23 protein-coding genes are annotated in these 23,050 nt (G+C 47.3%); 16 read left to right on the top strand and 7 right to left on the bottom strand.

Annotated elements, in window-relative coordinates; genetic code table 11:
• The first annotated feature begins 28 nt into the window (after nt 1–28).
• Both NDK19_RS06200 and NDK19_RS06195 read left to right on the top strand, forming a co-directional pair.
• Nucleotides 29–919 carry a hypothetical protein gene (locus NDK19_RS06200; protein WP_250630982.1) on the top strand — a complete coding sequence of 297 codons (891 nt, stop codon included), beginning with the start codon at nt 29–31 and terminating at the stop codon, nt 917–919.
• Nucleotides 916–1,461, top strand: coding sequence for a hypothetical protein (locus tag NDK19_RS06195; RefSeq protein WP_250630981.1), 546 nt, complete (start codon nt 916–918; stop codon nt 1,459–1,461). Before NDK19_RS06200 ends, NDK19_RS06195 begins: the two co-directional genes overlap by 4 nt.
• A gap of 62 nt (nt 1,462–1,523) precedes the next feature.
• Here the strand turns inward: NDK19_RS06195 and NDK19_RS06190 are convergent, their stop codons facing one another.
• The 3 genes from NDK19_RS06190 to NDK19_RS06180 all read right to left on the bottom strand — a co-directional run bounded on the left by NDK19_RS06190 (nt 1,524) and on the right by NDK19_RS06180 (nt 4,299).
• Nucleotides 1,524–2,612, bottom strand: a complete 1,089-nt coding sequence (locus NDK19_RS06190) for a hypothetical protein (RefSeq protein ID WP_250630980.1) — start codon at nt 2,610–2,612, stop codon at nt 1,524–1,526.
• A gap of 95 nt (nt 2,613–2,707) precedes the next feature.
• Entirely contained in the window at nt 2,708–3,583 is an 876-nt protein-coding gene (locus NDK19_RS06185) for an NAD kinase (RefSeq protein ID WP_250630979.1), read from the bottom strand.
• Nucleotides 3,583–4,299 carry a CBS domain-containing protein gene (locus NDK19_RS06180; protein WP_250630978.1) on the bottom strand — a complete coding sequence of 239 codons (717 nt, stop codon included), beginning with the start codon at nt 4,297–4,299 and terminating at the stop codon, nt 3,583–3,585. The genes NDK19_RS06185 and NDK19_RS06180 overlap by 1 nt, the downstream gene beginning before the upstream one ends.
• A 184-nt stretch (nt 4,300–4,483) precedes the next feature.
• Here NDK19_RS06180 and NDK19_RS06175 point away from each other — a divergent pair, with 184 nt between their 5' ends.
• The 4 genes from NDK19_RS06175 to porD are packed head-to-tail and all read left to right on the top strand — an operon-like array spanning nt 4,484 to nt 7,834.
• Entirely contained in the window at nt 4,484–5,353 is an 870-nt protein-coding gene (locus tag NDK19_RS06175; RefSeq protein ID WP_250630977.1) for an outer membrane protein assembly factor BamD, read from the top strand.
• Nucleotides 5,354–5,385: 32 nt separating this feature from the next.
• Nucleotides 5,386–5,712, top strand: a complete 327-nt coding sequence (locus tag NDK19_RS06170) for a DNA-directed RNA polymerase subunit omega (protein WP_250630976.1) — start codon at nt 5,386–5,388, stop codon at nt 5,710–5,712.
• 9 nt (nt 5,713–5,721) lie between these two features.
• A complete protein-coding gene (coaBC, locus tag NDK19_RS06165) occupies nt 5,722–6,942 on the top strand; it encodes a bifunctional phosphopantothenoylcysteine decarboxylase/phosphopantothenate--cysteine ligase CoaBC (RefSeq protein ID WP_250630975.1) in 1,221 nt (406 codons plus the stop codon).
• Nucleotides 6,932–7,834, top strand: coding sequence for a type IX secretion system protein PorD (gene porD / locus NDK19_RS06160; RefSeq protein ID WP_250630974.1), 903 nt, complete (start codon nt 6,932–6,934; stop codon nt 7,832–7,834). Before coaBC ends, porD begins: the two co-directional genes overlap by 11 nt.
• Before the next feature lie 134 nt (nt 7,835–7,968).
• Here the strand turns inward: porD and NDK19_RS06155 are convergent, their stop codons facing one another.
• Complete coding sequence (locus tag NDK19_RS06155) at nt 7,969–8,583, bottom strand: NifU family protein (RefSeq protein ID WP_250630973.1); 615 nt, start codon at nt 8,581–8,583, stop codon at nt 7,969–7,971.
• Between the two features lie 177 nt (nt 8,584–8,760).
• Between NDK19_RS06155 and NDK19_RS06150 the strand changes: the two genes are divergently transcribed.
• On the top strand, nt 8,761–10,122 hold the full coding sequence (locus NDK19_RS06150; protein WP_250630972.1) for a DUF6056 family protein: 1,362 nt from the start codon (nt 8,761–8,763) through the stop codon (nt 10,120–10,122).
• Between the two features lie 182 nt (nt 10,123–10,304).
• Nucleotides 10,305–10,883: a hypothetical protein gene (locus NDK19_RS06145; RefSeq protein ID WP_250630971.1), complete on the top strand. Its 579-nt coding sequence runs from the start codon at nt 10,305–10,307 to the stop codon at nt 10,881–10,883.
• A 386-nt stretch (nt 10,884–11,269) separates the two neighbouring features.
• Here NDK19_RS06145 and NDK19_RS06140 read toward each other — a convergent pair whose 3' ends face one another.
• Nucleotides 11,270–11,974 (bottom strand): cell division ATP-binding protein FtsE, encoded by a 705-nt coding sequence (locus NDK19_RS06140; protein WP_250630970.1) that lies wholly within the window; start codon nt 11,972–11,974, stop codon nt 11,270–11,272.
• An 85-nt stretch (nt 11,975–12,059) separates the two neighbouring features.
• Here NDK19_RS06140 and NDK19_RS06135 point away from each other — a divergent pair, with 85 nt between their 5' ends.
• The 6 genes from NDK19_RS06135 (at nt 12,060) to NDK19_RS06110 (ending at nt 18,241) form a co-directional block, all read left to right on the top strand.
• Complete coding sequence (locus NDK19_RS06135; protein ID WP_250630969.1) at nt 12,060–13,877, top strand: TrkH family potassium uptake protein; 1,818 nt, start codon at nt 12,060–12,062, stop codon at nt 13,875–13,877.
• A 116-nt stretch (nt 13,878–13,993) separates the two neighbouring features.
• Nucleotides 13,994–14,332, top strand: coding sequence for a hypothetical protein (locus tag NDK19_RS06130; protein ID WP_250630968.1), 339 nt, complete (start codon nt 13,994–13,996; stop codon nt 14,330–14,332).
• Nucleotides 14,333–14,360: 28 nt separating this feature from the next.
• Nucleotides 14,361–14,633 carry a cell division protein ZapA gene (locus NDK19_RS06125; RefSeq protein WP_250630967.1) on the top strand — a complete coding sequence of 91 codons (273 nt, stop codon included), beginning with the start codon at nt 14,361–14,363 and terminating at the stop codon, nt 14,631–14,633.
• A gap of 90 nt (nt 14,634–14,723) precedes the next feature.
• Nucleotides 14,724–16,319 carry a ribonuclease Y gene (gene rny / locus NDK19_RS06120; RefSeq protein ID WP_250630966.1) on the top strand — a complete coding sequence of 532 codons (1,596 nt, stop codon included), beginning with the start codon at nt 14,724–14,726 and terminating at the stop codon, nt 16,317–16,319.
• Nucleotides 16,320–16,467: 148 nt separating this feature from the next.
• Complete coding sequence (locus NDK19_RS06115) at nt 16,468–17,601, top strand: putative sulfate/molybdate transporter (protein WP_250630965.1); 1,134 nt, start codon at nt 16,468–16,470, stop codon at nt 17,599–17,601.
• Between the two features lie 238 nt (nt 17,602–17,839).
• A complete protein-coding gene (locus tag NDK19_RS06110; RefSeq protein WP_250630964.1) occupies nt 17,840–18,241 on the top strand; it encodes a hypothetical protein in 402 nt (133 codons plus the stop codon).
• 4 nt (nt 18,242–18,245) lie between these two features.
• Here the strand turns inward: NDK19_RS06110 and NDK19_RS06105 are convergent, their stop codons facing one another.
• The gene (locus NDK19_RS06105; protein WP_250630963.1) at nt 18,246–19,559 is read right to left on the bottom strand and encodes an MFS transporter; all 1,314 of its coding nucleotides are present in this window, start codon (nt 19,557–19,559) and stop codon (nt 18,246–18,248) included.
• A gap of 30 nt (nt 19,560–19,589) precedes the next feature.
• Here NDK19_RS06105 and NDK19_RS06100 point away from each other — a divergent pair, with 30 nt between their 5' ends.
• On the top strand, nt 19,590–20,195 hold the full coding sequence (locus NDK19_RS06100; RefSeq protein WP_250630962.1) for a riboflavin synthase: 606 nt from the start codon (nt 19,590–19,592) through the stop codon (nt 20,193–20,195).
• Between the two features lie 82 nt (nt 20,196–20,277).
• Nucleotides 20,278–21,057 (top strand): LytR/AlgR family response regulator transcription factor, encoded by a 780-nt coding sequence (locus NDK19_RS06095; protein WP_250630961.1) that lies wholly within the window; start codon nt 20,278–20,280, stop codon nt 21,055–21,057.
• Here the strand turns inward: NDK19_RS06095 and nadE are convergent.
• Complete coding sequence (gene nadE / locus NDK19_RS06090; protein ID WP_250630960.1) at nt 21,041–23,044, bottom strand: NAD(+) synthase; 2,004 nt, start codon at nt 23,042–23,044, stop codon at nt 21,041–21,043. The genes NDK19_RS06095 and nadE overlap by 17 nt on opposite strands.
• Nucleotides 23,045–23,050 lie beyond the last annotated feature (6 nt).

The following is a 23,050-nucleotide window of genomic DNA, read 5'->3' as shown; positions in this document are numbered from 1 at the left end:
TTTTGCATCGGCTAATAACCTAAGCTCAATGAGTGATTTTATTAAAAACCTTGCTTCTGACCTGTTGCGGTTAGAAATCAACACTATTATTAAGCAAAATATGTCTGCCGAAAAAATACCCGGCAACAAGCGGGTACTATTGCGCAAGCTGGCAGATATTTATCGGGAAACGCTGATTGACTACGGGCTTGTCAAGTCGCCCAATGACCCCGATATCACGGCAGAAGATGCAGGCAAGGTATTGCGATGGCAGTTTGGCGGCGAGTTTTCTTTTAAAGAATTGGCGCTCCAATCGGGGCGCGGCGTGAAACTGATGGAAGAACTGATGCAGAAAGAAACAGACCCTGCCAAGCTGAACACGCTGAACAGTCGTCATAAAATTTTGCAGCGGATTAGCAATCAGAGCTATAATGTGATTGGGATATTTAAACTGTTCCGCCGCGACCTTGCCCCTGATACGCTCACCCAAAGCAACGAGCACGAGGATGAAGACAAGCAAATCTATTACGTAGATAAAGAGCATTTCAATTATTTGCGTTATCAACGCCGCGAGTTGCCGCTGTCATGCGTGCCGTTCCGCTCGCATCAGGAAACCGCGCTTTGGAACAACGATTTGGACTGGGGACATATGAACAGCGCCGTTGAGCTGCCGTTTCTGCCCGATATGCTGGGTATGATTTACAAAGCCTATGAGATAGGTACCGAGCAAATTGTGCTGCAAACCGTTATTCAGGTAGAAGGCGATGTTACCTCATACATTACGCCGCAGTATATCAACATGCCCGAGCAAATCAAGGAAATTATCATGGGCGTGCATAACCGCTCCATTAACACCTCCACACAGTTTTGGAATACGCTGTTCACTACCGTTATCAACTTAGCCGGAAAATCGTTCAATCAAATTTTCAGTAAGAAGTGATGCCTGCTGAACGCAACCTTTCTCAATTATGGAAAAACACCACGGAATGGCTGCAAAAACCTGTTCGTGCGCTTCGGTTTGCCCGCAATTTGCTGAAAGAAGGCGGACATAGCATAGAAACACCTTTTACCTATCAGGGCAATACCTTCATGCTGCGCACTGTCATTGGGTTTGGCGATGTCATCAATTTCATACCTAATCCGGCACAGGAGCAGTATGACCCTGCCGACTGGCACAATCACTACAAAGAGCATATTAACCTGCACTTTGAAAAAACCACTGCATTTTTAAATGCTTTTGAGAAACAAACCACGTTTTGGGAAAACAGCCTGAAAGGCATTGTGGGTGCAGCCAACATATACCCGCTGTATCAAGCCGTATTAATGGAAGAATGGCTGCTGTTGCTTTCCCCCGTTGCCTCAGCCGTTTATCTGTACTTTTTCGGGAAAGCTACCGCACAGAAATTAGTTTACGGGCTTTGGCAAGTTGCCAAGCAATTGTTTACCATTCGGAAGAAAATAGTAGCCCACATGAAGAAATAATCAACAAAAAAGCCATTCCTAATGCAGAATGGCTTTACAACAAATTACAAGCAATGTTGTTATTACAGGCGGTGTCTGCGGAAGCGTTTTTTGAACGGTTCGGGGCAGCGCACCTGACCGGGGATAATATACATCAAATGAATACCGGCGGTAATGAGCACGTCCTTATCGCGATAGTTACCGCGGATGTTGTCTTCGTACTGCTCATTGCCAAATCCTTCCAGCGTTCTGTAAACGCGCCCGTCCGCACCTACATAGGTGTAGAAATTAGGTCTGAAGGTCAGCCCCAACTGGTCAATTCTGCGGCCTCCTTCCAGCGAACGGTCAGACATGGCACGCGCTAAGTCGTTGTCGCCAAAAATGCCCAAATCCACATAGTTGCGGCTGACATCGTCTATATAGTCGGTAAAGAGTTTGCGATAAGAAACCTCAAAAGCCAAGTCCCAGCGGGTAGCAATTCGGTAGCGCATACCAAAACCCATGGGGATGGCAATTTGCCAGCGTGAATATTTCTTACCGTACTCATCGGCATAGCCTTGCCCCTCGGTTCCCAGCGGCTGCAAAGCCACCCACCCCCCTCCGAAAGCCTCGGGGGCTTGTGCCTTAGGGTTATGCCTGAAAACAGCTACACCGCCTACCAAATAAGGAATCACGCGCTTGGGGCGTTGATAGAATGTGCCGCGATTACCTACCAAATCCCAAACACCCACGGCAGACAGTTCCAAAATATCATTGCGGAAACGCAGGTTGCGAATGTAGCGAAACTGGTTGTGTTCCCAACGTGGCTTGTCAGGCCCTATGTTGGTTGTGTCGTCTCCTTTTACCCTGCCCCATGAAAGCGAATAGCGCATGCTGAAGTTAGGACGGTAGCGCTTTTGTGCATGGATAGCAAAATTAGGACGCGTATACCCCAAATCCATACTGGTGAAATAGGGCTGCGGCACAATATCGCCGAAGTAATTCATGGCATTGATACTTGCCCCTATGCTCCAGTATTTCTTGCGGTTAAACCATGACCATGTATGCTTAGGATTTTGCTTGAATTTAGGATTCTCCCTGTTCTCAATAAGCTGCGCATCAGCCTGTTGCACCGACAAAAATGCCGTTACAAACAAGAGGAAAGGTAAAAAGCGTAAACTGAATGATTTCATAACCATGCTTTTTGGAAGAATGCAGTATCGGCCTGCCCGATATCAACGCACAAAAAAAATGCCTCAAAATGACAACTTTACAAATTTACGAGGATTTAATTTCTTGAATCGGTTCCCCAATTAAGTTTTTGTCGCAGCGTGTGCAGAAAGTTATCGCCCTCCAACCGTAACAGCCGCGCATTAAAATCCGATTTGCGCAAAGAGAGTTTTACGTTGGAATCTACCGTTCGGAAACGGGAGTCCAGCGATACCAGAAAATTATTGTTTCGCCCTTCTATCTCAAAGGAAAGCACACAGCCGTCGTGTATCACCAAAGGTCTCACGTTCAGGTTGTGGGGGCTGATGGGCGAAATGATAAAGCTGCGCGAATCGGGCAGCACTACGGGGCCTCCCACACTGATAGAGTAGGCCGTAGAACCTGTGGGCGTTGCCACAATCAAGCCGTCTGCCCAATAAGAGTTGAGGTATTCGCCGTCCAAATAGGCATGTACGATAATCATTGAGGCACTGTCCCGCTTGCTGATAGTGCATTCGTTCAGTGCAAAGTTTAGGTCGCCGAAAAGGTTAATGCTGCTGTCTAAGCGAATCATAGAGCGCTCCTCTATGCTGTATCTGCCTTCTATAACAGCACGCAAACCTTCGGCAATATTTTCTTTGGACAGGGTGGCCAAAAATCCGAGCCTACCCAAATTAATGCCCAGAATAGGAATACCTGTATGGCGTACCAATGTGATGGTTTCCAGCAGTGTGCCGTCTCCGCCAACACTCAGCATCAGGTCGGTATCTGCCAATTCGTGATAACTGGAAAAAGTATATTCGCAGGCAACGTCCAAACCTGTTTCGTCCATGTGTGCTTTGAATGACTCGGAGATACGCAACTGCGCGCCCAGTTTATGAAGTTCTTCAAAAATAGTTTGTATATAGGGTTGTTTCCGGCTCTCGACAGGGCGGCTATGCAAAGCTATTTTCATCAGATTTCAAGGTATTTTAAAAGAATATCCAAGCGCTCGCGACTGATATCAACGTCTTCATTCTCATCAAAACGCGCCGCCACATGATAACCAAAGCGCTCCAGTGTGGCAATTACCCTTGAAATTTCCATCACACTGAGTTTGAGTGTTACTTTTACCATCGTAGGGTCTTGTGTGTCGGGTTCTACATAGCTGCTGAGAATTTTGGCATTGTTGGACTCTACCAGTCGGCTGATTTCTGCCAGCGAATAATTGTAGGCAGGCATCAGCAGCACAATAATACCCCCCGGGTTTTGGGTGGCAAATGCACGCGCCAAAGCTCCCACCGTATCGCGCAGTACTATCACGCCTTTGAATGCGCGCTCATTGGAAAGCACTGGAACGGTTTGCACCTTAAACGACTCGGCAATGCGGATTACTTCATAAAAATGCTGGTCTTCTGTTACAAAACACTCTGCCAAATCGGGGGTAAGGCTGCCAAGCAGCACGTCGGGAGAGAGATTCGCATCATACAGTGCCGATTCGGAAAACATGCCTTTGTAAACCCCATCTTCAACCAACGGCAATTGATGTACGCGAAATTCTTCCATCCACGCCAAGGCGCGCCCAACACTGTCAGCCGGTTTGAGCGGCGGCACCATCGGATTAATAAAATCTTTTGCACACATTCCCAAAGCGGTGCGTTCTTCCGGAGAAGGTGCTAAGCCTGTATCCATAGGCTTGTTATTTAAGTAAAAAACAGAAAAGGCGTTTGGACATCCTCACTTTTCACGCAGTCAGTTGGTCAAAGCTATAAAACTTTAACGATAATCTGCAACATAAATTTTATTCGGGCAAGCATGAAGCCGCCTAAGTCGCATATTTTTTGCAGTTTGCAGCTTAAAGCATAATTTTGCCTTTATGTTAATCCGCAAAAACGTATCTGTTGCCATCGCAATCCTTGTTGTATTGTTAGGCGGCTCCTCGTGCAGTAAGTTTCAGAAAATCATCAAAAACGAGGACTGGAAGTTCCGCTACAATGCTGCCATGGAGTACTACGAGAAAAAGGGCGACTATTATCGTGCAGGCGTGCTGTTGGAAGATTTAGTGCCTATCATTCGCGGTACACCCGAGGCTGAAAAGGCGCAGTTCTATTGGGCTTATTGTTACTACAAACAAGGGCAGTACGAAACCAGTGCGGCAGAGTTCAAGAAATTTCATGATACATACAATCGCAGCAAGTTTGCCGAAGAAGCGCTGTACATGCACTGCTATTCGTTGTACATGAGCTCGCCTCCGATACACCTTGACCAAGCAAACACCATTACGGCCATTGATGCGTTTCAGGACTTTATCAACCGCTATCCTAACAGCAGCTATGCACAGCAAGCAGCCGGTGCTATTACCACCCTGCGTGCCAAGTTGGAAACAAAGGCATTTAAAAATGCCAAACTTTACCAGCAGTTAGAGCGTTACAAGGCCGCAGTGATTGCCTACGACAATTTTCAGAAAGATTTTCCCGACTCCCGTTATCAGGAAGAAGCGGCTTTCCGCAGAATAGAGGCGCAATATGAACTGGCACAAAACAGTTATATTGACAAAAAGCGCGAGCGATTTACGGAAGTGGTAAAAATGTATCAGGCTTTCGTCGACAAATATCCGAAAAGCATTTTTCTGAGGCAGGCGGAAAACATCTTTGAAAACACGCAGCGCCAACTCAAAAACGTGGCATCCATAGAGGCAGCCATGCAAAAAGAAAGAGAGAAAGCCGAAAAAACGGCACAGAAATAACATCAACCCGCAATCATCAAAACACTGTTCATATGTCTAAGTCTAAGTATAACAGCAATACCTCACTGACTACCCGCGATATTGCCAAGGTAGCAGAACTGGCCAACGGCAACATATACGAAGCCGTCGTAATTATTGCCAAGCGCTCCCGCCAGATAGCCTCCAAACTCAAAGAAGAACTGGCAGGCAAATTGGAAGAATTTTCAACAGGTATTGACAATTTGGAAGAAATTCATGAGAACCGCGAGCAAATTGAAATCTCGCGCTATTATGAGCGACTGCCCAAACCTACAACCATCGCCACCGATGAGTATCTGGAAGGCAAATTGATATACCATCGCAACGACGATACAGAATAGAACCCCCATATGCTGAAAGGGAAAAAAATTTTGGTGGGCGTGTGCGGCAGCATTGCCGCCTATAAAATTGCAACCCTTGTTCGGCTTTTGATAAAACAGGAGGCTGAAGTGCAGGTTATTATGACCGACGCAGCCTCCGATTTTATTTCCCCCCTTACGCTTGCTACGCTGTCCAAAAATCCTGTACTGACCCGCTATGTAGCCGATGACAACACAGGAGAGTGGAGCAATCATGTGGCGCTTGGCCTATGGGCAGACCTGATGGTAATTGCACCGGCTACGGCCAATACGATTGCCAAAATAGCCCATGGCCACTGTGATAATCTGCTGACGGCTGTTTACCTTTCTGCGCGCAGCCCTGTTGTGCTTGCTCCCGCAATGGATTTGGACATGTGGTTGCATCCTGCCACACAACGCAACATCAGCCAATTGCAGGCAGACGGTTGTCAAATCATCTCACCGGGCGAGGGGGAACTCGCCAGCGGCTTGCACGGCAAAGGGCGGATGGCAGAACCCGAGCAAATGGCCGAATGGATAGCTACTTTTTTCTCCGCAGGCCGCCCCTTGGCAGGCAAAAATGTATTGCTTACCGCAGGGCCGACCATAGAACCCATTGACCCCGTACGCTACATTACCAACCACTCCACGGGTAAAATGGGCTATGCACTGGCACAAGCATTTGCCGATGCAGGCGCACAAGTAAATCTCATTTCAGGGCCTGTGGCCTTGCAATTAGAGCACCCGTCGGTACAAATTACCCATGTACAAACCGCACGGCAAATGCACGAAGCAGTAACTACACGCACGGCAACCGCCGATATTATTGTGCATTGTGCAGCCGTTGCCGACTACGCACCGGCACATGCGGCCACACAAAAAATCAAAAAACAAGGCGATAAGCTGACCATTGAACTGGTCAAAAATCCTGATATTGCAGCCGATACAGGGCAGAAATTGCAGGCAGGGCAGGTGCACGCAGGCTTTGCATTAGAAACCGAAAACGAGCAGGCACATGCGCAGAGCAAAATGGAACGCAAAAACTTTGACCTGATTGTACTCAATTCGCTCAACGATGCGGGCGCGGGGTTCGGGCATGACACTAACCGCGTATCGCTGCTGTTTCGTGAAGGCAAGCGCGAGGTATTGCCCCTTCTGCCCAAAAGCGAAGTAGCACGCATCATCGTTCGGCATCTTACAAATATTCTTCAAGCTAAATCGCATGTGGTTTAACAAACTTCTGATACTTGCACTGAGCTTTGCAATGGCTTGCAGTGCGTTGGCACAGGAATTAAATGCCAATATCATTATCAATGATGCACAAGTACAAACACAAGAGCGGCAAGTTATTCAACAACTGCGCGATGCAATCGCCAATTTTATGAATACTACCCGCTGGACAAACGATAACTACAAACAACACGAGCGGATAAAGTGCAACATCCTGATTACCCTCACCGGCGGAACTGACCTTGTCAATGGGCGCTACACGGCCAACGTACAAATTCAGTCCAGCAGGCCTGTTTACGGGAGCAATTACGAAACGGTGCTGCTCACATTTTTTGACCGCAACTTCAACTTTGAGTTTTTTCCTTCGCAGCCACTCATTTTTACAGAAAACCTGTTTTCTACCAACCTGACGGCCATGCTTGCTTACTACGCCTACACGATTTTGGCATTGGATGCAGACAGTTTTGCACCGCAGGGCGGCAATGCGTACATTGAGCGTATTCTGAACATTTTGAACAACTCACAACAAGCCAATGCACAAGGCTGGAACAACAGCGATACCCGCAACCGCTACTTTATTTCCGAAAATCTGAACAATCCGCAGTTGAGCGGTTATCGCGAAGCACTGTACCTCTACCATCGCAAAGGGCTGGATTACTTTGCCGAAAATGCCGAAGCAGGCAGAAAAAATATTTTGGAAGCCATCAAAAAAATTGCACAAGTCAATCAGGTGCGCCCCAACGCTGTCATGGTGAATGCTTTTTTTGACTCTAAAGCAGAGGAGATTGTCAATATTTTTTCACAAGCCGACGCTGCTACCCGCAAAGAAGCCGCAACGATTCTCACACGCATAGACCCGACAAATGCCAATCGGTATCAGGCATTGGAACGATAACAAAGACTGTTGAAACACGGCAGAGGCTTTATCTGCCAAAAGAGATATTTTTAACCGCCTGATAATTTGCGTTTAAAAAAAACAATGCACCGCAAAGGACTATAAACCTTTGCAGTGCATTGGGCTGTAAGATGTTATACACCTTCGGCTACCACCGACTTCACTTCGCCGGGCATCATGCGCGTCAGCAGGTTTTCAATGCCGGCTTTCAGCGTAATGGTAGAAGACGGGCAACCGCTGCAAGAGCCTTGCAACAGCACCTTTACCACCCCTGTTTCAGGTTCAAACGAGTGGAACATGATGTGTCCGCCGTCCATTTCAACGGCAGGGCGGATGTATTCATCCAAAATGCCTTTGATTTTTTTTACCGCTTCCGAATCGTTTGGGTTAGCTGCCGGATTTTCCTCCGCATCCTCACCTTCAAAAACCGGGCTGCCCTCTTCCAGATAGTTTTTCAGGAAATGGCGCATTACAGGGATTTGCTCCACCCAATCTGAAGCCTCATCCTTAGTGATGGTTACAAAGTTGGACGCAATAAATACGCGCTGTACGAACGGGAACTTGAACAGCTCCTGTGCCAGCGGCGAATCAGTGGCCGATGCCGCATCGGGATAATCTTTCACGATGTCTTCATTGGCAACCAGCATGGTATTGGCCACAAACTTCATCGCATTGGGATTGGGAACGGCTTCCGTGTAGATGTTGATGAGCTTTTTATACAAGTTATCAACGTTATAGGCAGGTTTCATAGATACGTCAGGATTTAGACTAAATATAAACACAAAAGTAGGTGATTTTGTGCGAATTGACAGAGTAAATATTTTATTATCGCAGCTAAAAACCGTTGTGGTATGCTGCAAAAAATATGAAATCGAATTCCGCTGGTTTATGCGCTCGCTATAATTGTACTCATCATAGCTCCTTTATTGTACATATCCCGCTATAATCATGCAGGAGCAGACGATTTTGAAGTCAGCGGATTGCTGGTACATACACAAAGTATTTGGCAAACGGCAATGGCGCTTATGAAACGCTCGGCTTCCTACACAGGCGTGTTGGCGCAGGCATTGTTTCAGCCGGCAGATGTGCAGGGCATCGGTTTTCGCATAGTTCCTATAGGAATTGTACTGGTATATCTGGTAACATTTTATACAGGTATAGCGGCACTGCTGCCACGTCATAGTACGACAAGTGAACGGTGGTTATTTGCACTTGCCTGCTTTGCCGTTTTTTTCAGGCTGATGGAAAGCCCCATGCAAACTATTTTCTGGAGCATGTCTGCTATTGGCTATACCTCCGGTTATGTACTGGCAATCTTGTTTATCGCCCTACTGACGCGATATCTGTGTATTGACAGCTCTGTTGGGATGGCGGGTAAATATATAATGGTTATAGTTGCTATGCTGCTGGCAATGGGTTCATTGCCCGTGGTATCCTTGCTGACCGTCGGGCTATGTGCGGGCGCGCTGCTCTATGCCTTACTGAATGGTCAAAGACAAAAACGGCTGGCTTTAGGCTTCTTATTATTACTCGCGTTACTTGTATTGGCATACCTACTCACTGCACCCGGTACCGCACGCCGTATATCAGAAGGCGGCCATCAGAGTTTAGTCGAGCGTCCGATACTTTCGCTTGCATTGTTTGCCTTCAATATGTATCGCGACTATCTCGCTAAATGGTTTTCTGATAGTCTGTTTATGCTGAGTTCTGTTGCATTTATTGGCTGGTTGGCAGAGAGGCGGGTAGTGCCGCAGTTACGGCTGCCTTTGTGGCTACCTTTTGCAGCTACTTTTGCTTTTGGCTACCTATGGTTTTTTACTCCCAAACTATTGGTGAATTACATTGCCTCCCGGCAAATTGATACAGGGCTGGTATTTTTTATAACAGGCTGGATTTTATCTCTGGTATATCTGGCAGATTTCCTGCAAAGGCAGAAGTTCCTTCGTGAAGCAGGCCGCGGATGGCACTCTGTTGTTTTCGGGGCAATGCTGCTAACGCTGTTGTTGCCGCAGTATGTATCTAATATGCGGCATATGTGGGTGGATATCAGGTCAGGAAGTGCTGCCAGGCATGACATGGAAATAATGCAGCGCTATCAAATAATGCGCAGACAACGGGCAGGGAATCAACCATTAGTATTAGATACTTTGCAGGCACTGCCTTTAACTATCTGGAAGGGAGACTTCATACCGGATACGAGTAACTGGGCTAATCGTTCTTTTGCCCACTACTTTGGGCACACAACCATTAGTGTAAAGCAACGCACACCTACTCATATTCAAAAGTAGCAGGTATTTAATTGCTAATATTTTAACGATACATATTTTTTGTTACGCTATTATTAATTGATAAAAATTAAAACTCTGATAATCAGTTTAATGTATTTTTTTTAATTTCAAAATTATGAATTTTTAAAAATAATGGCTTATTTTTGCGATGAATTAAATGTTTAAACTAATTCATTACAAAAATGAAAAAGTTAATTCAAGCAACCTTGGTGCTGGCAGCCGGGATGGCTGTAGTACCTCTTTGGGCGGCCGATGGGCCTAAGTTTAACGTTGCGGCAGTAAAAAACGCCGAGAAAGTGATTTTTGCCTGCGATAATGCAGCCGGAGAAAAGTTGGTGCTGAAAATCAAAGACCAAACAGGCAAGGTAGTACATCAAGAAACGATTGCGCAATCTGCTGCACGTTTGTACGATGTCAGCCTGTTAGGCAAAGGTGCTTATCAGTTTGAGTTGATTGGCAAAGACGGCGTTACTACGCAATTGGTGGAAGTGCGCGGCAAAGACACCGCCAAACTGGTCATGAATGTTACCGAAGGTGCTCAGAAAGGGCTGTTTCATTTGGCATATTTCCAGAATTTTGCCAAAGAGAAGGTAGATATCAGCATTTTCAATGAAAAAGGCGAAGAAGTGTACAATGGAAGCTCTACTGCCGAAGATTTCTACCGCTTTTTTGACCTCACCAAACAACCTTCAGGTAACTACACCTTCACTATTACCTGTGGCGAGCAAGTTATTTCTCAAACCGTCCGCATCGCTCGCTAATTTCCACCACTGATTTATTTTTTCAAGCCAAAGGGGAGTTTGTTCAACGCAACAAATATGGAAATGAAGACCCCCTTTGGCTGTTTTATTTTGTTGCCAAGCAGTTGAGCCAATCAGAAACACAACAGCACGCAGGTTATTGCGGATGAAGCAATTCACTGCGCATCCGAAATCCCCTGACTTGTCCGCCTTTCAGAAAAATTAAAAAACTTGATTATCAGCCACTTACGTTATTTTTCTAATTTGACCGCAATAAGTCATTACAAGTGCTACATATCAGGAATAACGCACTACACAACAGCACGCAGGTTGTTGCGGATGAAGCGATTCACTGCGCATCCGAAATCCCAAATCCGAATTCCGAAATAACATTTCACTTCGCTTGCTTACTCATTGATTTTGCGGATGATGTGCTCGCGGGGAATATCGCGAATGGTATGATTTTCACACAACAGCACGCGCGCGGGAAAGCGTTTCAGGAAACTGTGATTATGTGTAGCCATCAAAACGGCTGTTCCACCCTGATGAATACGCACAAACAAATCCAAAATATCGGAAGCTACTGCGGGGTCTAAGTTGCCGGTCGGCTCGTCGGCAAGCAGCAGGTACGGGTCGTTGATTAAGGCGCGGGCAATTGCAACCCGCTGTTGTTCGCCGCCGGAAAGCTGATGCGGCATTTTGTTAATGCTACTAAGCAGCCCTACCTGCATCAGCACTTCGTTGAGGCGGGTTTTCATATGCACGCGGTCTGTCCAACCGGTGGCTTTCATTACAAACAGCAGGTTGTCGGCTACCGTTCGGTCGTGAAACAATTGGAAATCTTGAAAAATGATGCCGAGTTTTCGGCGCAGAAAAGGCTGGTCTTGCCGCCGAAGGTTTTGCAGCGCATATCCTGCCACTTCGCCCGTGCCGCTAAGCAGCGGCAAGTCGGCATAAATAGCTCGCAGGAGCGAAGTTTTGCCGCTGCCGGTTTTGCCTAACAGATAGACAAACTCGCCTTTGCTGATTTCAAAACTTACATGTTCAACAACAGGATGTTGTGCATGGGCAATGGTAACATCGCTCAGGCGGACGATAGTATCATTTGACATAAATATCGGCGGGTAAATTACAGCCCCCGTAAGGTCTAATCCTGACAGGTTTCTTACATTTGCAAAGTAAGTAAAAAAACAAAATATGGCTTGGAGCCGCTTGGATAGTTTCTTTTTTCAGTATCGCGAACCTGCCAATCGCTTACTGCAATGGCTATCCTACATTACTTCCGTGCTGACAGTGATTCTGCTCACCTATCGGTATGGTTTTATCCATACCCAGCACGAGTATGCGCAGATACAGGAAATGTATAAGCTGCTTTTGCTATTATTTCTGTGTGTATTTTTAGCGCGCTGGTTTTTCAGTATTAACCGACTGACGTTTCTGCGCGAGTCGCAGCCGGAGGCAGCGCTGTACGGGTTGCTGATTATCCATATCATTATAGAGCAAATTATGGGTATTCCGCCGCTGCTGTATTATCTGCTGCTGTTTTCCATAGAGCCTGCCCCGTTAATTTACGAGCACCTGACAGGCGTTTTTATGGTGATGCTTACCATTTTGGATTTGGCGCGGCTCTCGGTACTGCTCGCCGAAATTCAGGTAAAGCCGGGTGTAATTTTTATGGCAAGTTTCGCATTGCTCATTTTGGCAGGTACGGGCTTGCTGATGCTGCCCGCCATGACCGTAGAGGGCGAAATCTCCTTTCTTGATGCCTTGTTCACCTCGGCAAGTGCAAGTTGTGTAACAGGGTTGATTGTGGTAGATACAGCAACCTTTTTCACCTTTAAAGGCAAGGTTGTTATCATGCTGCTTTTTCAGTTGGGCGGTTTGGGAGTAGTTTCATTTGCCACTTTTTTTGCCACCTTCATGAGCGGCGGCGTGGGAATCAAACAACAGTCCATGATTCAGAACCACCTCAGCGCCGAGTCGCTTACAGAGGCCAAAGCAGCCTTGCGGAAAATTGTAGTCATTACTTTTATCATAGAACTGTTAGGCGCCATCGCTATTTACAACGCTTGGGACGATGAACGCTGGGCAGGCGGCGCAAGCCCTTTTGCCAATACCGCCGAACGAATTTTTTACTCCGTATTTCACTCCATATCAGCTTTTTGCAATGCGGGCTTCAGCCTGTTTACCGACGGATACTACAACCATCAGTTCTTCATCCACGAGATGTTTGGTCTGCATTTTATTACAACCATCATCGTCATATTTGGCGGCATGGGCTTCAACGTGATTGAAGATGTATTCTCACCCGCCAACATTCGGGAGCGGATTGCCAAACCTTGGAAAAAGTTGCAACTCAGCACGAAAATTCCACTCACCGGCACATTTATCCTGCTTACAGGCGGAACGCTGGCATTCATGGTATTGGAATATGAAAAACTGCGGGTGCTTAATATCGGGCAGGCATTGATTACAGCCTTGTTCCAATCGGCAGTAACGCGCACCGCCGGTTTTAACTCCATGGATTTCGGCGCATTGCACAACCCAACCATTATTCTGTGCATATTTCTTATGTTTGTCGGAACGGCGCCGGGCAGTACGGGCGGCGGCATCAAAATCAACACTTTTGCACTGGTAGTACTTTCCGCCATTCGCAACATCCGCGGCGAGAAAAAAATCATTATTGAACAGCGCTACATTCCCAACGAATTGGTAAACAGAGCATTTACTTTGCTGCTGTTTGCATTTACCTACAACAGCATCGCCGTATTGCTGCTCACCCTTACTGAACCGCAGCAACCGATTCACGTGTTGGTATTTGAGCAAATTTCGGCATTTGCCACTGTTGGTTTGAGCATGAATCTCACCTCTTCGCTGAGCGTAGGCGGAAAAATCATCATCATTGTATCTATGTTCATCGGGCGCATTGGGCCTCTGACGCTGGCCATTGCACTCAGCGGAACGCCCAAAAGCAACCTACTCAAATATCCGCGAACCTACCTGATGATTGGATAACACAGGCAAATTTGCACGATTCACCCGTCGGTTTTTGCATTATTCAAAGTTAAGTTCTATTTTTGATAGTTAAGAATCAAAGTGAATCGCTTGCTGTTGAATTGAGTACCTTATCTGTGATACCTGCAACAGAATCTGCGCCTGATAGCCCCGAGGTAAACTTACAACGGCTGGAAAACAAGATAATCAGCCTTTTAAGTGCGTATAGGGAATCAGAAAAGCAGCGTTTGCAGCTAACCGAAGAGGTAGCCGGTCTTCGCAAAGCGATTGGTGATATGCAGGAAACTTCCCGTCAGGCTGCCCAAACCGCAGCACTGCTGACGGACAAGTTGGCTGCAGCACTGACAACCGATGATTTGACAACAGAAGAATTAAAAGAGTGGCTTGACCAATACATCAAAAAGATTGACCACGTGCTGGTTTTTCTGAACAGTCAGCTGCCCAAAAACGACTAAGCATTATTTGGAATAGATATCACCCTGTATGCAGAGCCAAAATGTGAAAGTGGTAATTGCCAATCGGGAATATAACCTCAGGGTTGCCCCCGAAGATGCCCCGTTGCTCGAGAGGGCAGCCACATTGCTCAAACAACGCATTCAGGATAAACAGGAGCGTATGCGCATTTACGACAAGCAGGATTTATTGGCAATGGTGGCATTTGATATCATCGTAGAAGAGTTGGCCAATAAAGAAAGCATACAAGCCATACACCACAAAGTGTCGGAATTGGAGCGTTTGATACCTGATACGCTGTAATGCTGTTTCGTTTTTTCTTTCTGTAAAGTCTGTTCATTGTGTCGGTTGCAGCGCCTGCATGATGGTTTTATTTTTTATATACATTGTACAATGACAGACGTAATTATTGCTATTGTATCCCTGCTGGTAGGTGTCGGCATCGGATACTTCCTGCTGATGCGGGTTTTCAAACAAAAAGAAGCTGAGGCCGCCGAAAAGGCCAATCTTATTATTAAAGAAGCCGAACTGAAAGCCGAAACTTTTTGGAAAAACAAGGAGATTGAATCTAAGGAGCGAGTTCTCAAACAAAAATCGGAGTTTGAGAACGAAATGAACCGCCGCAAAGAGCAAATCATCACCAACGAAGGAAAGGTTAAGCAGTACGAAAACAAACTTAAACAAGTAGAAGCCAACCTCAAAAAGAAAGAGCAAACCCTCACCAAAGCGCAGGAGCAACTCAAAGAGAAGATGGAAGAGGCCGAAAAGCTGCGCGAAACAGTTGCCAAGCAGTTGGATGTTGCTGCCAAAAAGATTGAGGAAGCCGAGCAGTTGCGCCTCTCGCAGGTGGCACAGTTGGAAAAAATAGCCAATTTAAAAGCCGACGAAGCCCGCGAGCAACTCATCAATGCGCTGAAGAGCGAGGCACAAACCAAAGCCGCTGCCGAAATCAAGAGCATCATGGAAGAGGCGCGCCTCACTGCTACAAAAGAGGCCAAGAAAATCGTCATCAATACCATCCAGCGCACCGCCACCGAACATGCCATTGAAAACTGCGTTTCGGTGTTCAATCTGGAAAGCGACGACTTGAAAGGCAAAATCATTGGGCGCGAAGGCCGCAACATACGTGCGCTGGAAGCTGCCACCGGCGTAGAAATCATCGTTGATGACACGCCCGAGGCCATCATCCTTTCAGGATTTGACCCCGTGCGCCGCGAAGTTGCCCGACTGGCACTGCACCGCCTCGTTGCCGACGGCCGCATTCACCCTGCACGCATTGAGGAAGTGGTGGCCAAAACGCAAAAAGCCATTGAAGAAGAAATTGTTGAAATCGGTGAGCGCACAGTCATTGAGCTGGGTATTCACGGCCTGCACCCCGAACTGATTAAAATGGTGGGGCGGATGCGTTTCCGCTCTTCCTACGGGCAGAACCTATTGCAGCACTCCAAAGAAGTTGCCAAAATGTGCGGCATCATGGCTGCCGAATTGGGACTCAATGCTAAGTTGGCCAAACGTGCGGGCTTACTCCACGACATTGGCAAAGTATGGCACGAAGAACACGAACTGCCGCATGCGCTGCTGGGCATGGAACTGGCACAGAAGTACAAGGAAAACCCCGAAGTATGCAATGCCATTGGTGCGCACCACGACGAAATTGAGATGACCTCACTCATCTCCCCCATCGTACAGGCTTGCGATGCCATCTCAGGCTCGCGCCCGGGTGCCCGTCGCGAAATGATGGAAAGCTATGTGCAACGCCTCAAAGACTTGGAAGCACTGGCGCTGTCGTTCAAAGGCGTGAACAAATGCTATGCAATTCAGGCAGGCCGCGAACTGCGCGTAATTGTTGATGCAGACAATGTATCAGACAAAAAGGCAAGCCAAATGTCTTTTGATATTTCGCAGAAGATAGAAAAAGACATGCAATACCCGGGTCAAATCAAAGTTACGGTTATTCGCGAAACCCGCTCGGTGAGCTACGCGAAGTAACCTTTGAAAAATCGCGGAATATAAAAACAGACCTGACAAGTTGCCGTAGCCTGTCAGGTCTGATGTTTTTATTTATAGTTGCACCAACAAAACCTTTGCTTGGCGGTAAGTGCTAAGTTTTTAAATTGCGCATCTGCTCAAACAAATTATGCTCAAAATTAACCGACAGGAACTGGCCGGTGCATTTGGCGACATCGGCACGGATTTTCCGCTGCTGGTGGCCGTTATTATCGCTTCGGGGCTGGAAAGCGCCAACGTGCTGACTATTTTCGGGCTGTTGCAGGTGCTGACTGCTCTTGCCTACCGTATGCCGATGCCTGTACAGCCGCTCAAAGCGATGGCATCGCTGGTCATCGCACAGAAAATTGCAGGCAATATTTTGCTGGGGGCAGGGCTTGCCATCGGGCTGGTAATGCTTGCGCTGTCGCTGACGGGTGCGTTAGACCGCCTCATGCGGCTTATTCCCAAGGCTGTTGTCAGAGGCTTGCAACTGGGGTTAGGTATTAGCCTGTGCTCGCTGGCTATCAAAGAATACGTGGCAGCGGAACAGTGGCAAGGTTATGTACTGGCCGCAGTAGCATTTGTATTTGTCCTTGCTTTGCTGGACAACAAAAAATATCCCGCAGCGCTGGCCGTAATAGCGCTGGGGCTGATTTATGCACTGGTGTTTAAGGTATCTGCTGCAAGTTTTACCGATGCCGTTGCTTTTCGGCTGCCGCAACTTTTTATACCCACGGCCGATGATATTGCCAAAGGCTTTGTATTGCTCGCCATACCGCAAATACCGCTCTCTTTGGGCAATTCCATTATTGCCACTAAGCAAATCAGCGGCGACCTTTTCCCCGAACGGAAAGATATTACCGTAAAAAAAATAGGTATTACCTATTCGCTGATGAACTTGATAGCACCTTTTCTGGGTGGGATTCCCTGCTGCCATGGTGCGGGCGGCATGGTGGGGCACTATACCTTCGGCGGTCGCAATGGCGGCTCCGTACTGATTTACGGCTTGTTCTACATGGTGTTGGGGCTGTTTTTCGGCAATGGGTTTCAGCAAATTGTGCAAATTTTCCCGCTCCCTGTTTTGGGAGTCATCCTCTTCTTTGAGGGTTTGAGCCTGATATTTTTGGTAAAAGATTTAGCCCATGAAAAACGCAATTTTCTGATAGCTGTTTTGTCGGGTGTTGTGGCTTTTGCAATGCCCTACGGCTTTGCGGTTGCACTCATCATCGGTACAATGATATACTACGCACCGATTCCTTTTAAAACTTTTACGGGGGAGTAAGAACCGTAAGCATTGCGGGGGCGGGATTGCGGATTTATATATAAAAGTGCAAAGGTTTGCAAGAAACTTTTGTATAAATTGTTGAAAAAATAGTCGTTTAAAAAAGCTGCGCGAAAGTTCATTCATTTGCAACAATCCGCATACTCTTTGAATGCGATTAAAAATATTTGTACACGACTACAAAACAGAAAGTGGGCATATGCGTTATCCATTATACAACTACTAAGCTAAAATGCCCATGGAAACCCTCTATGCAAGTGATAAGGTCGTTATGAGCTACGACACCGCCACCAACACGCTTATTACCCGCTGGACAATGCCGGAAAGTGTAGATGCCGAGCTTTACAAAGACATATTCTTTAAATACAAGGATATCATACTGGAAAAGCGCCCCGATAAGATTTTTGCCGATGGGGTCAATAACAGAAACACCATCACGCCGGAGTTGCAAGCATGGACAAACGAACTTCTGTCCGAACCCTACCGCGAAATCGGACTTAAAAAAATGGCTGTATTGATTAGTGCAGACTTCTATGCGGCGCTTTCGGTGCAGCAAACCATAGAAGAAGACACTACGGCTGAATATCAGACCGCATTTTTTGAAGATGAAGCCAAGGCTTTTGAATGGCTGAATCAATAGCCGACTATGATGCAATTCGCCTCAGAAGCACCCTGTGGCGTGGCACGTGCACAAGAGTCATCACCAACAGTCCCAGAATAAAAAACACACCCAAAGCGAGCGCACTGTTTCTCATGCTTTGGGTGATTTGTTCTACCAGACCAAAGGTGAATGTGCCGCCAATGATGGAAACTTTCTCCACCACATCATAAAAACTGAAAAATGACGTATTGTCTGCCGTATCTTTGGGAATCAGTTTGGTATAGGTAGAACGCGAAACCGATTGGATACCGCCCATAATCAGCCCTACAAGCGCTGCCAGCAAATAGAATCCGGTTTCTTCCTGCACCACATAAGCCCCCATGCAAACCACTAACCAAAGCCCCAGCATAATGTTGATAGACAGGCGGTTACTTACCGATTTGGCAAGCCATGCAAACAAATAGCCGCCAGGTATGGCAATCAGTTGAATAATGAGCACGGTAATAATGAGCTTGTCGGCACTCATTTTAATTTCTTTTTCGCCAAACGTGGCTGCCAGCAGCATAACGGTTTGTACGCCCATGCTGTAAAAGAAAAAGGCAACCAGGTAATATTGCGTAGATTTCAGGTGTTGCAACTGCTTCCACACCGACCGCAGTTTATCATAACCGCGCGTAAGTATATTGGTGTAAATATCCGACTCTTTGCGGGCGGTTTCCAGATACCAGAAAGTATATTGTGCAAAAACAATCCACCAAATCCCGACAGAAGCCAGCGATAAGCGCACGGCCGACGACTGATTGATAATCCCAAACCATTGGGGTTGCTGCACCATTATCAGATTGATGACTAACAGCACCACACCACCCATATAACCATAGGCAAAACCACGGGCACTCACACTGTCTAAACGGTTGCGGCTTGCAATTTCGGGCAGGTAGGCGTTGTAAAAAACCAAACTGCCCGTATAGCCAAAGCAGGCCAAAATGTTACACAAAATACCCCAGACAATATTATCTCCTTCAAAAAAGAACAAACCGATACAGGCCAGCGAACCAAGCAGGGTAAAAAAACGCATCATCGGTTTGCGAAACCTGCCGTAGTCGGCAATGCCCGCCAGCAGCGGCGAAAGCAGCGCCGCCAACAAAAAAGCGAAAGCAAGGGAATATGAATATAAAACAGTATTACTCACGCGCCAGCCAAGAAAATCAACAATATCTCCATTAAAAGCGCTACGTGTAACCGAATTGTAATATACCGGAAAAAGTGTTGAGCTAATTACCAGCATGTAAGCCGAATTAGCCCAGTCGTACATACACCATGCGTGTATGATACGCGGGTCATCCTTTTTTTGCATAATTTTGCCAGAAACACAAATATAAACTAAATGTTCACAGGCATCATTGAAGCATTGGGCAAAGTAGCGGCCATTCGTCGGGATAAAAGTAATATCCACCTGCATATCACTTCGCCTGTTTCGCATGAGTTGAAAATAGACCAGAGCGTTTCGCACAACGGTGTATGCCTGACCGTTGTAGCCATTGAAAACGACACGCACGTTGTTACAGCCATTCAGGAAACATTGGATAAAACCAATTTGGGAACGCTCCAAGTCGGCTCTTTGGTCAATTTAGAACGCTGTATGCCTGCCACAGGCCGCTTTGACGGACATTTTGTGCAGGGACACGTAGACCAGACAGGCCTTTGCACCCGCATTGCCGATGAAAACGGCAGTTGGCGCTATACGTTCACCTACGATGCCTCTGTTGGCAACTTTACCGTTGAAAAGGGCTCTATTGCCGTCAATGGGGTGAGCCTGACGGTGGTGGACAGCAAAATCGGAGAGTTCAGCGTTGCCATTATTCCCTATACCTACGAACACACCACCTTCCACAGCCTTCGGGTTGGCGACCGCGTAAATCTGGAATTTGATATATTAGGCAAGTACATCAAGCGCATTATGGATTTGCACATGCCTGCTGCCGCTAAATAAGTTGCACTGCAACACAATATCACGCCCCAAAAACGGTTAATATAGTAAGCCACATAAACAGCAAAATCCCCCTTGCACTGCCATGAATTGCATTATTGTAGATGATGACGCTTTCTCCCGCACCGTAATTAGACAATTGGTAAAGCGGACTACCAACCTCGAGCTAGTAGCCGAATGCAGCAGTGCGATTGAAGCCTATCAGCTATTGAAAAACATAGAAGTGGATATCATTTTTTTGGACGTGGAAATGCCGGAAATGTCGGGGTTGGATTTGCTGAAAACCCTCAAAAAAATGCCGCAGATTATTGTCGTTACGGGCAATAAGAACTATGCGGTAGAGGCTTTTGACTACGACGTAACCGATTTTTTGGTAAAGCCCGTAGAATATCCGCGTTTTTTGCGCGCCGTTGACCGCGCCGAAAGCAACCTGCAACGCGAAACTTCCAAATTGCAACTGCCGCCTGTAAAGGCCGTTGCCGAACCTGTCGTAAAACGCGTGCAGCCGGAAATTATGGCCACACCACAGGAAGCCGCTCAGGGTGAAAATTTCTTTGTGAAAACCAAAGATGACGGGCGAATCGTACACCTGCAAACCAATGAAATAGAGTTCATTGAGGCACTTTCCGACTATGTAGAAATCCATACCCTTTCAGGTAACTGCTACGTGGTTCACAGCACCATGAAGGGCATGGAAAAGAAACTGCCCGAAAATACCTTTGTCCGCGTACATCGCTCGTTCATCATCAATACGGATTGCATCCGCTCCATTGAAGACGACAAAGTAGTGATGCCTAACCGCGAAATTCCTATCGGAAACTCTTACCGTTCGGGATTTTTAAGCAGCCTCAATATTTTGTCGTAACGTAATTGTCCAACTGTTGCAGTTCCCACTCATAGCCCCCCGAAAGAATCGGGAAGCGGCACCACGTTTTGGGGTCTAAATTCTTGTCGTCCAGATGGAATGATGGCGCATACCGCTCGCGTTTCCACTGGTTGCGGCACCACAGGCGGAAAAAGCGTTTGACCCACTCATGCAGTTGCAGAATGGTATATTGCGGAAAACGAATCCGCATGAGTTCAAAGCATTCAATCGGCATTTTTTTGTCGCGGATGGCAGCTTCTTCTATCGCATCCAGCAGGTCGTAGGGCATCAAATCGTCTTCGTCGGTTTGTTTGCGGTCGGGTGGGCGCAGTTCTGCCGTTGGGGCTTGTTCGTTTACATAGCGTAATTCCGGAACGGTCAAGTAGCTGCCATCGGCAAGCAAAATACCTTTCTTTTCTAACCAGCGCAGCCACTGTCTCAAAAATGCTTTATCAATGCCTGCAATGGGGCTAAGGCCGCCTGAGGTATCGCCATCCATAGTGGCATACCCTACCGCCGCCTCTGAGCGGTTGGAAGTAGATAACAGCAGCCCGCCGCTGAGGTTGGTCAGCATCCAGATACTTGGGCTGCGCACCCGCGCCTGTACGTTTTGCAGGGCGATGTCGTCGGTAGCCCAACTCAATGGCCTGCCGATGCTATCGGCAACCATTTGCTTATAGCCTTCTACTACTGCATCTACGTCTAACTCATAGAAAGTAGCGCCTAAGCTGTGTGCCAACTCACGGGCTGCCGTGCGCGTAACCTCGCCGCTATTGCGCGTTGCTTGGTAGGCAGTCGTAAGCATCAGGCGCATCATTTCTTTTGAAGTTTGGCACGGCTGAATCGCCTGCCAATAGCCCAACTTCGCTTTAAATGCTTCCAAGCCAATGCTTTGGATACCTAATTCAAGCATCAGGCGCACACAGCAACTGATAGCAGACGAATCCGCACCGCCGCTGAGCGACACCACAAATCCGCGTGAATAGCTCTTGCGCATGTAATCATACAATCCCAGTGCAAGGGCGCGTGCAAATTCTTCCTCCTGTAAATGTTCACTTTTTTCCCATGCGGCATCTTTGGCCTGTTGCACCACGGGCAGTATGTCGGGGAAATGAAAATCGGCCTCAATGCAATTTTCCTGCAATTCGGGGATGTTAAAAACCGTGCTTGCCTGCGCCTGTGCCATACGGGCTTCCTGAATGTCCACCACAGCAGAAGTCAGCAGATAGTCGTGGAAAGTCAGCCGCTCACCTACTGCCAGCAATTGCCCCGATGAGGCAATGAGCGTGCCGCCGTCGTAAATAGCTCTACCCGCTTCGTTGCCCAACAAATTGGCGTAAACATAAGCCGTACCGAACGCACGGCTGCCTTCCAGCACAAAGCGCTTGCGCACTTCCAACTTCTGAAAAGCAAAATGGCTTGCACTTGGGTTGAGCAGTACATCCACGCCGTAGCGGTATAATTTCCGCCCCGGGCGATTAGCAACCCACGCGTCTTCGCAAATCTCAAAACCGATTTTTACGCCACCGACGTTGAAATAAATATCGCCCAGCGGATATTTTTTGCCGTTGATGCTGATTTGCACTTGCTCGTCTTCAGGCCAAGGCGTAAACCAACGCGGCTCGTAGTGGATGCCGTTACCTGCCAAAAATCGCTTGGCAACAAACCCGACAATTTCGCCATTTACCAGCAAACAGGCTGTATTGAAAATGCGGTTTTGGTACATCAACGGCAAGCCGACACATACGGCCATTCCTTCGGTATGCGGCCTGATTTCTTCCAAAACCTGTAAGGCAGTCTGATGCACACCGGGTGCGTAAAACATATCCTCGCAGCCATAGCCCGTGATGCAAAGTTCCGGCAGGCAGAGGATGCTTACCTGCTCGGCGCGTGCCTGACCAATGGCCGATAGTATATTTCGCTTGTTTTGAACCCATGCCAAGGGTGTCTGATTCAGTACAGCCCCGGCCACTTTGATGAGTTGCATAGAAGT

Origin of the sequence: Rhodoflexus caldus (assembly GCF_021206925.1) — a bacterium.
GTDB lineage: Bacteria > Bacteroidota > Bacteroidia > Cytophagales > Thermoflexibacteraceae > Rhodoflexus > Rhodoflexus caldus.
Note: the sequence above shows the minus strand (reverse complement) of the source record. Positions and strands in the feature narration are given on the sequence as shown.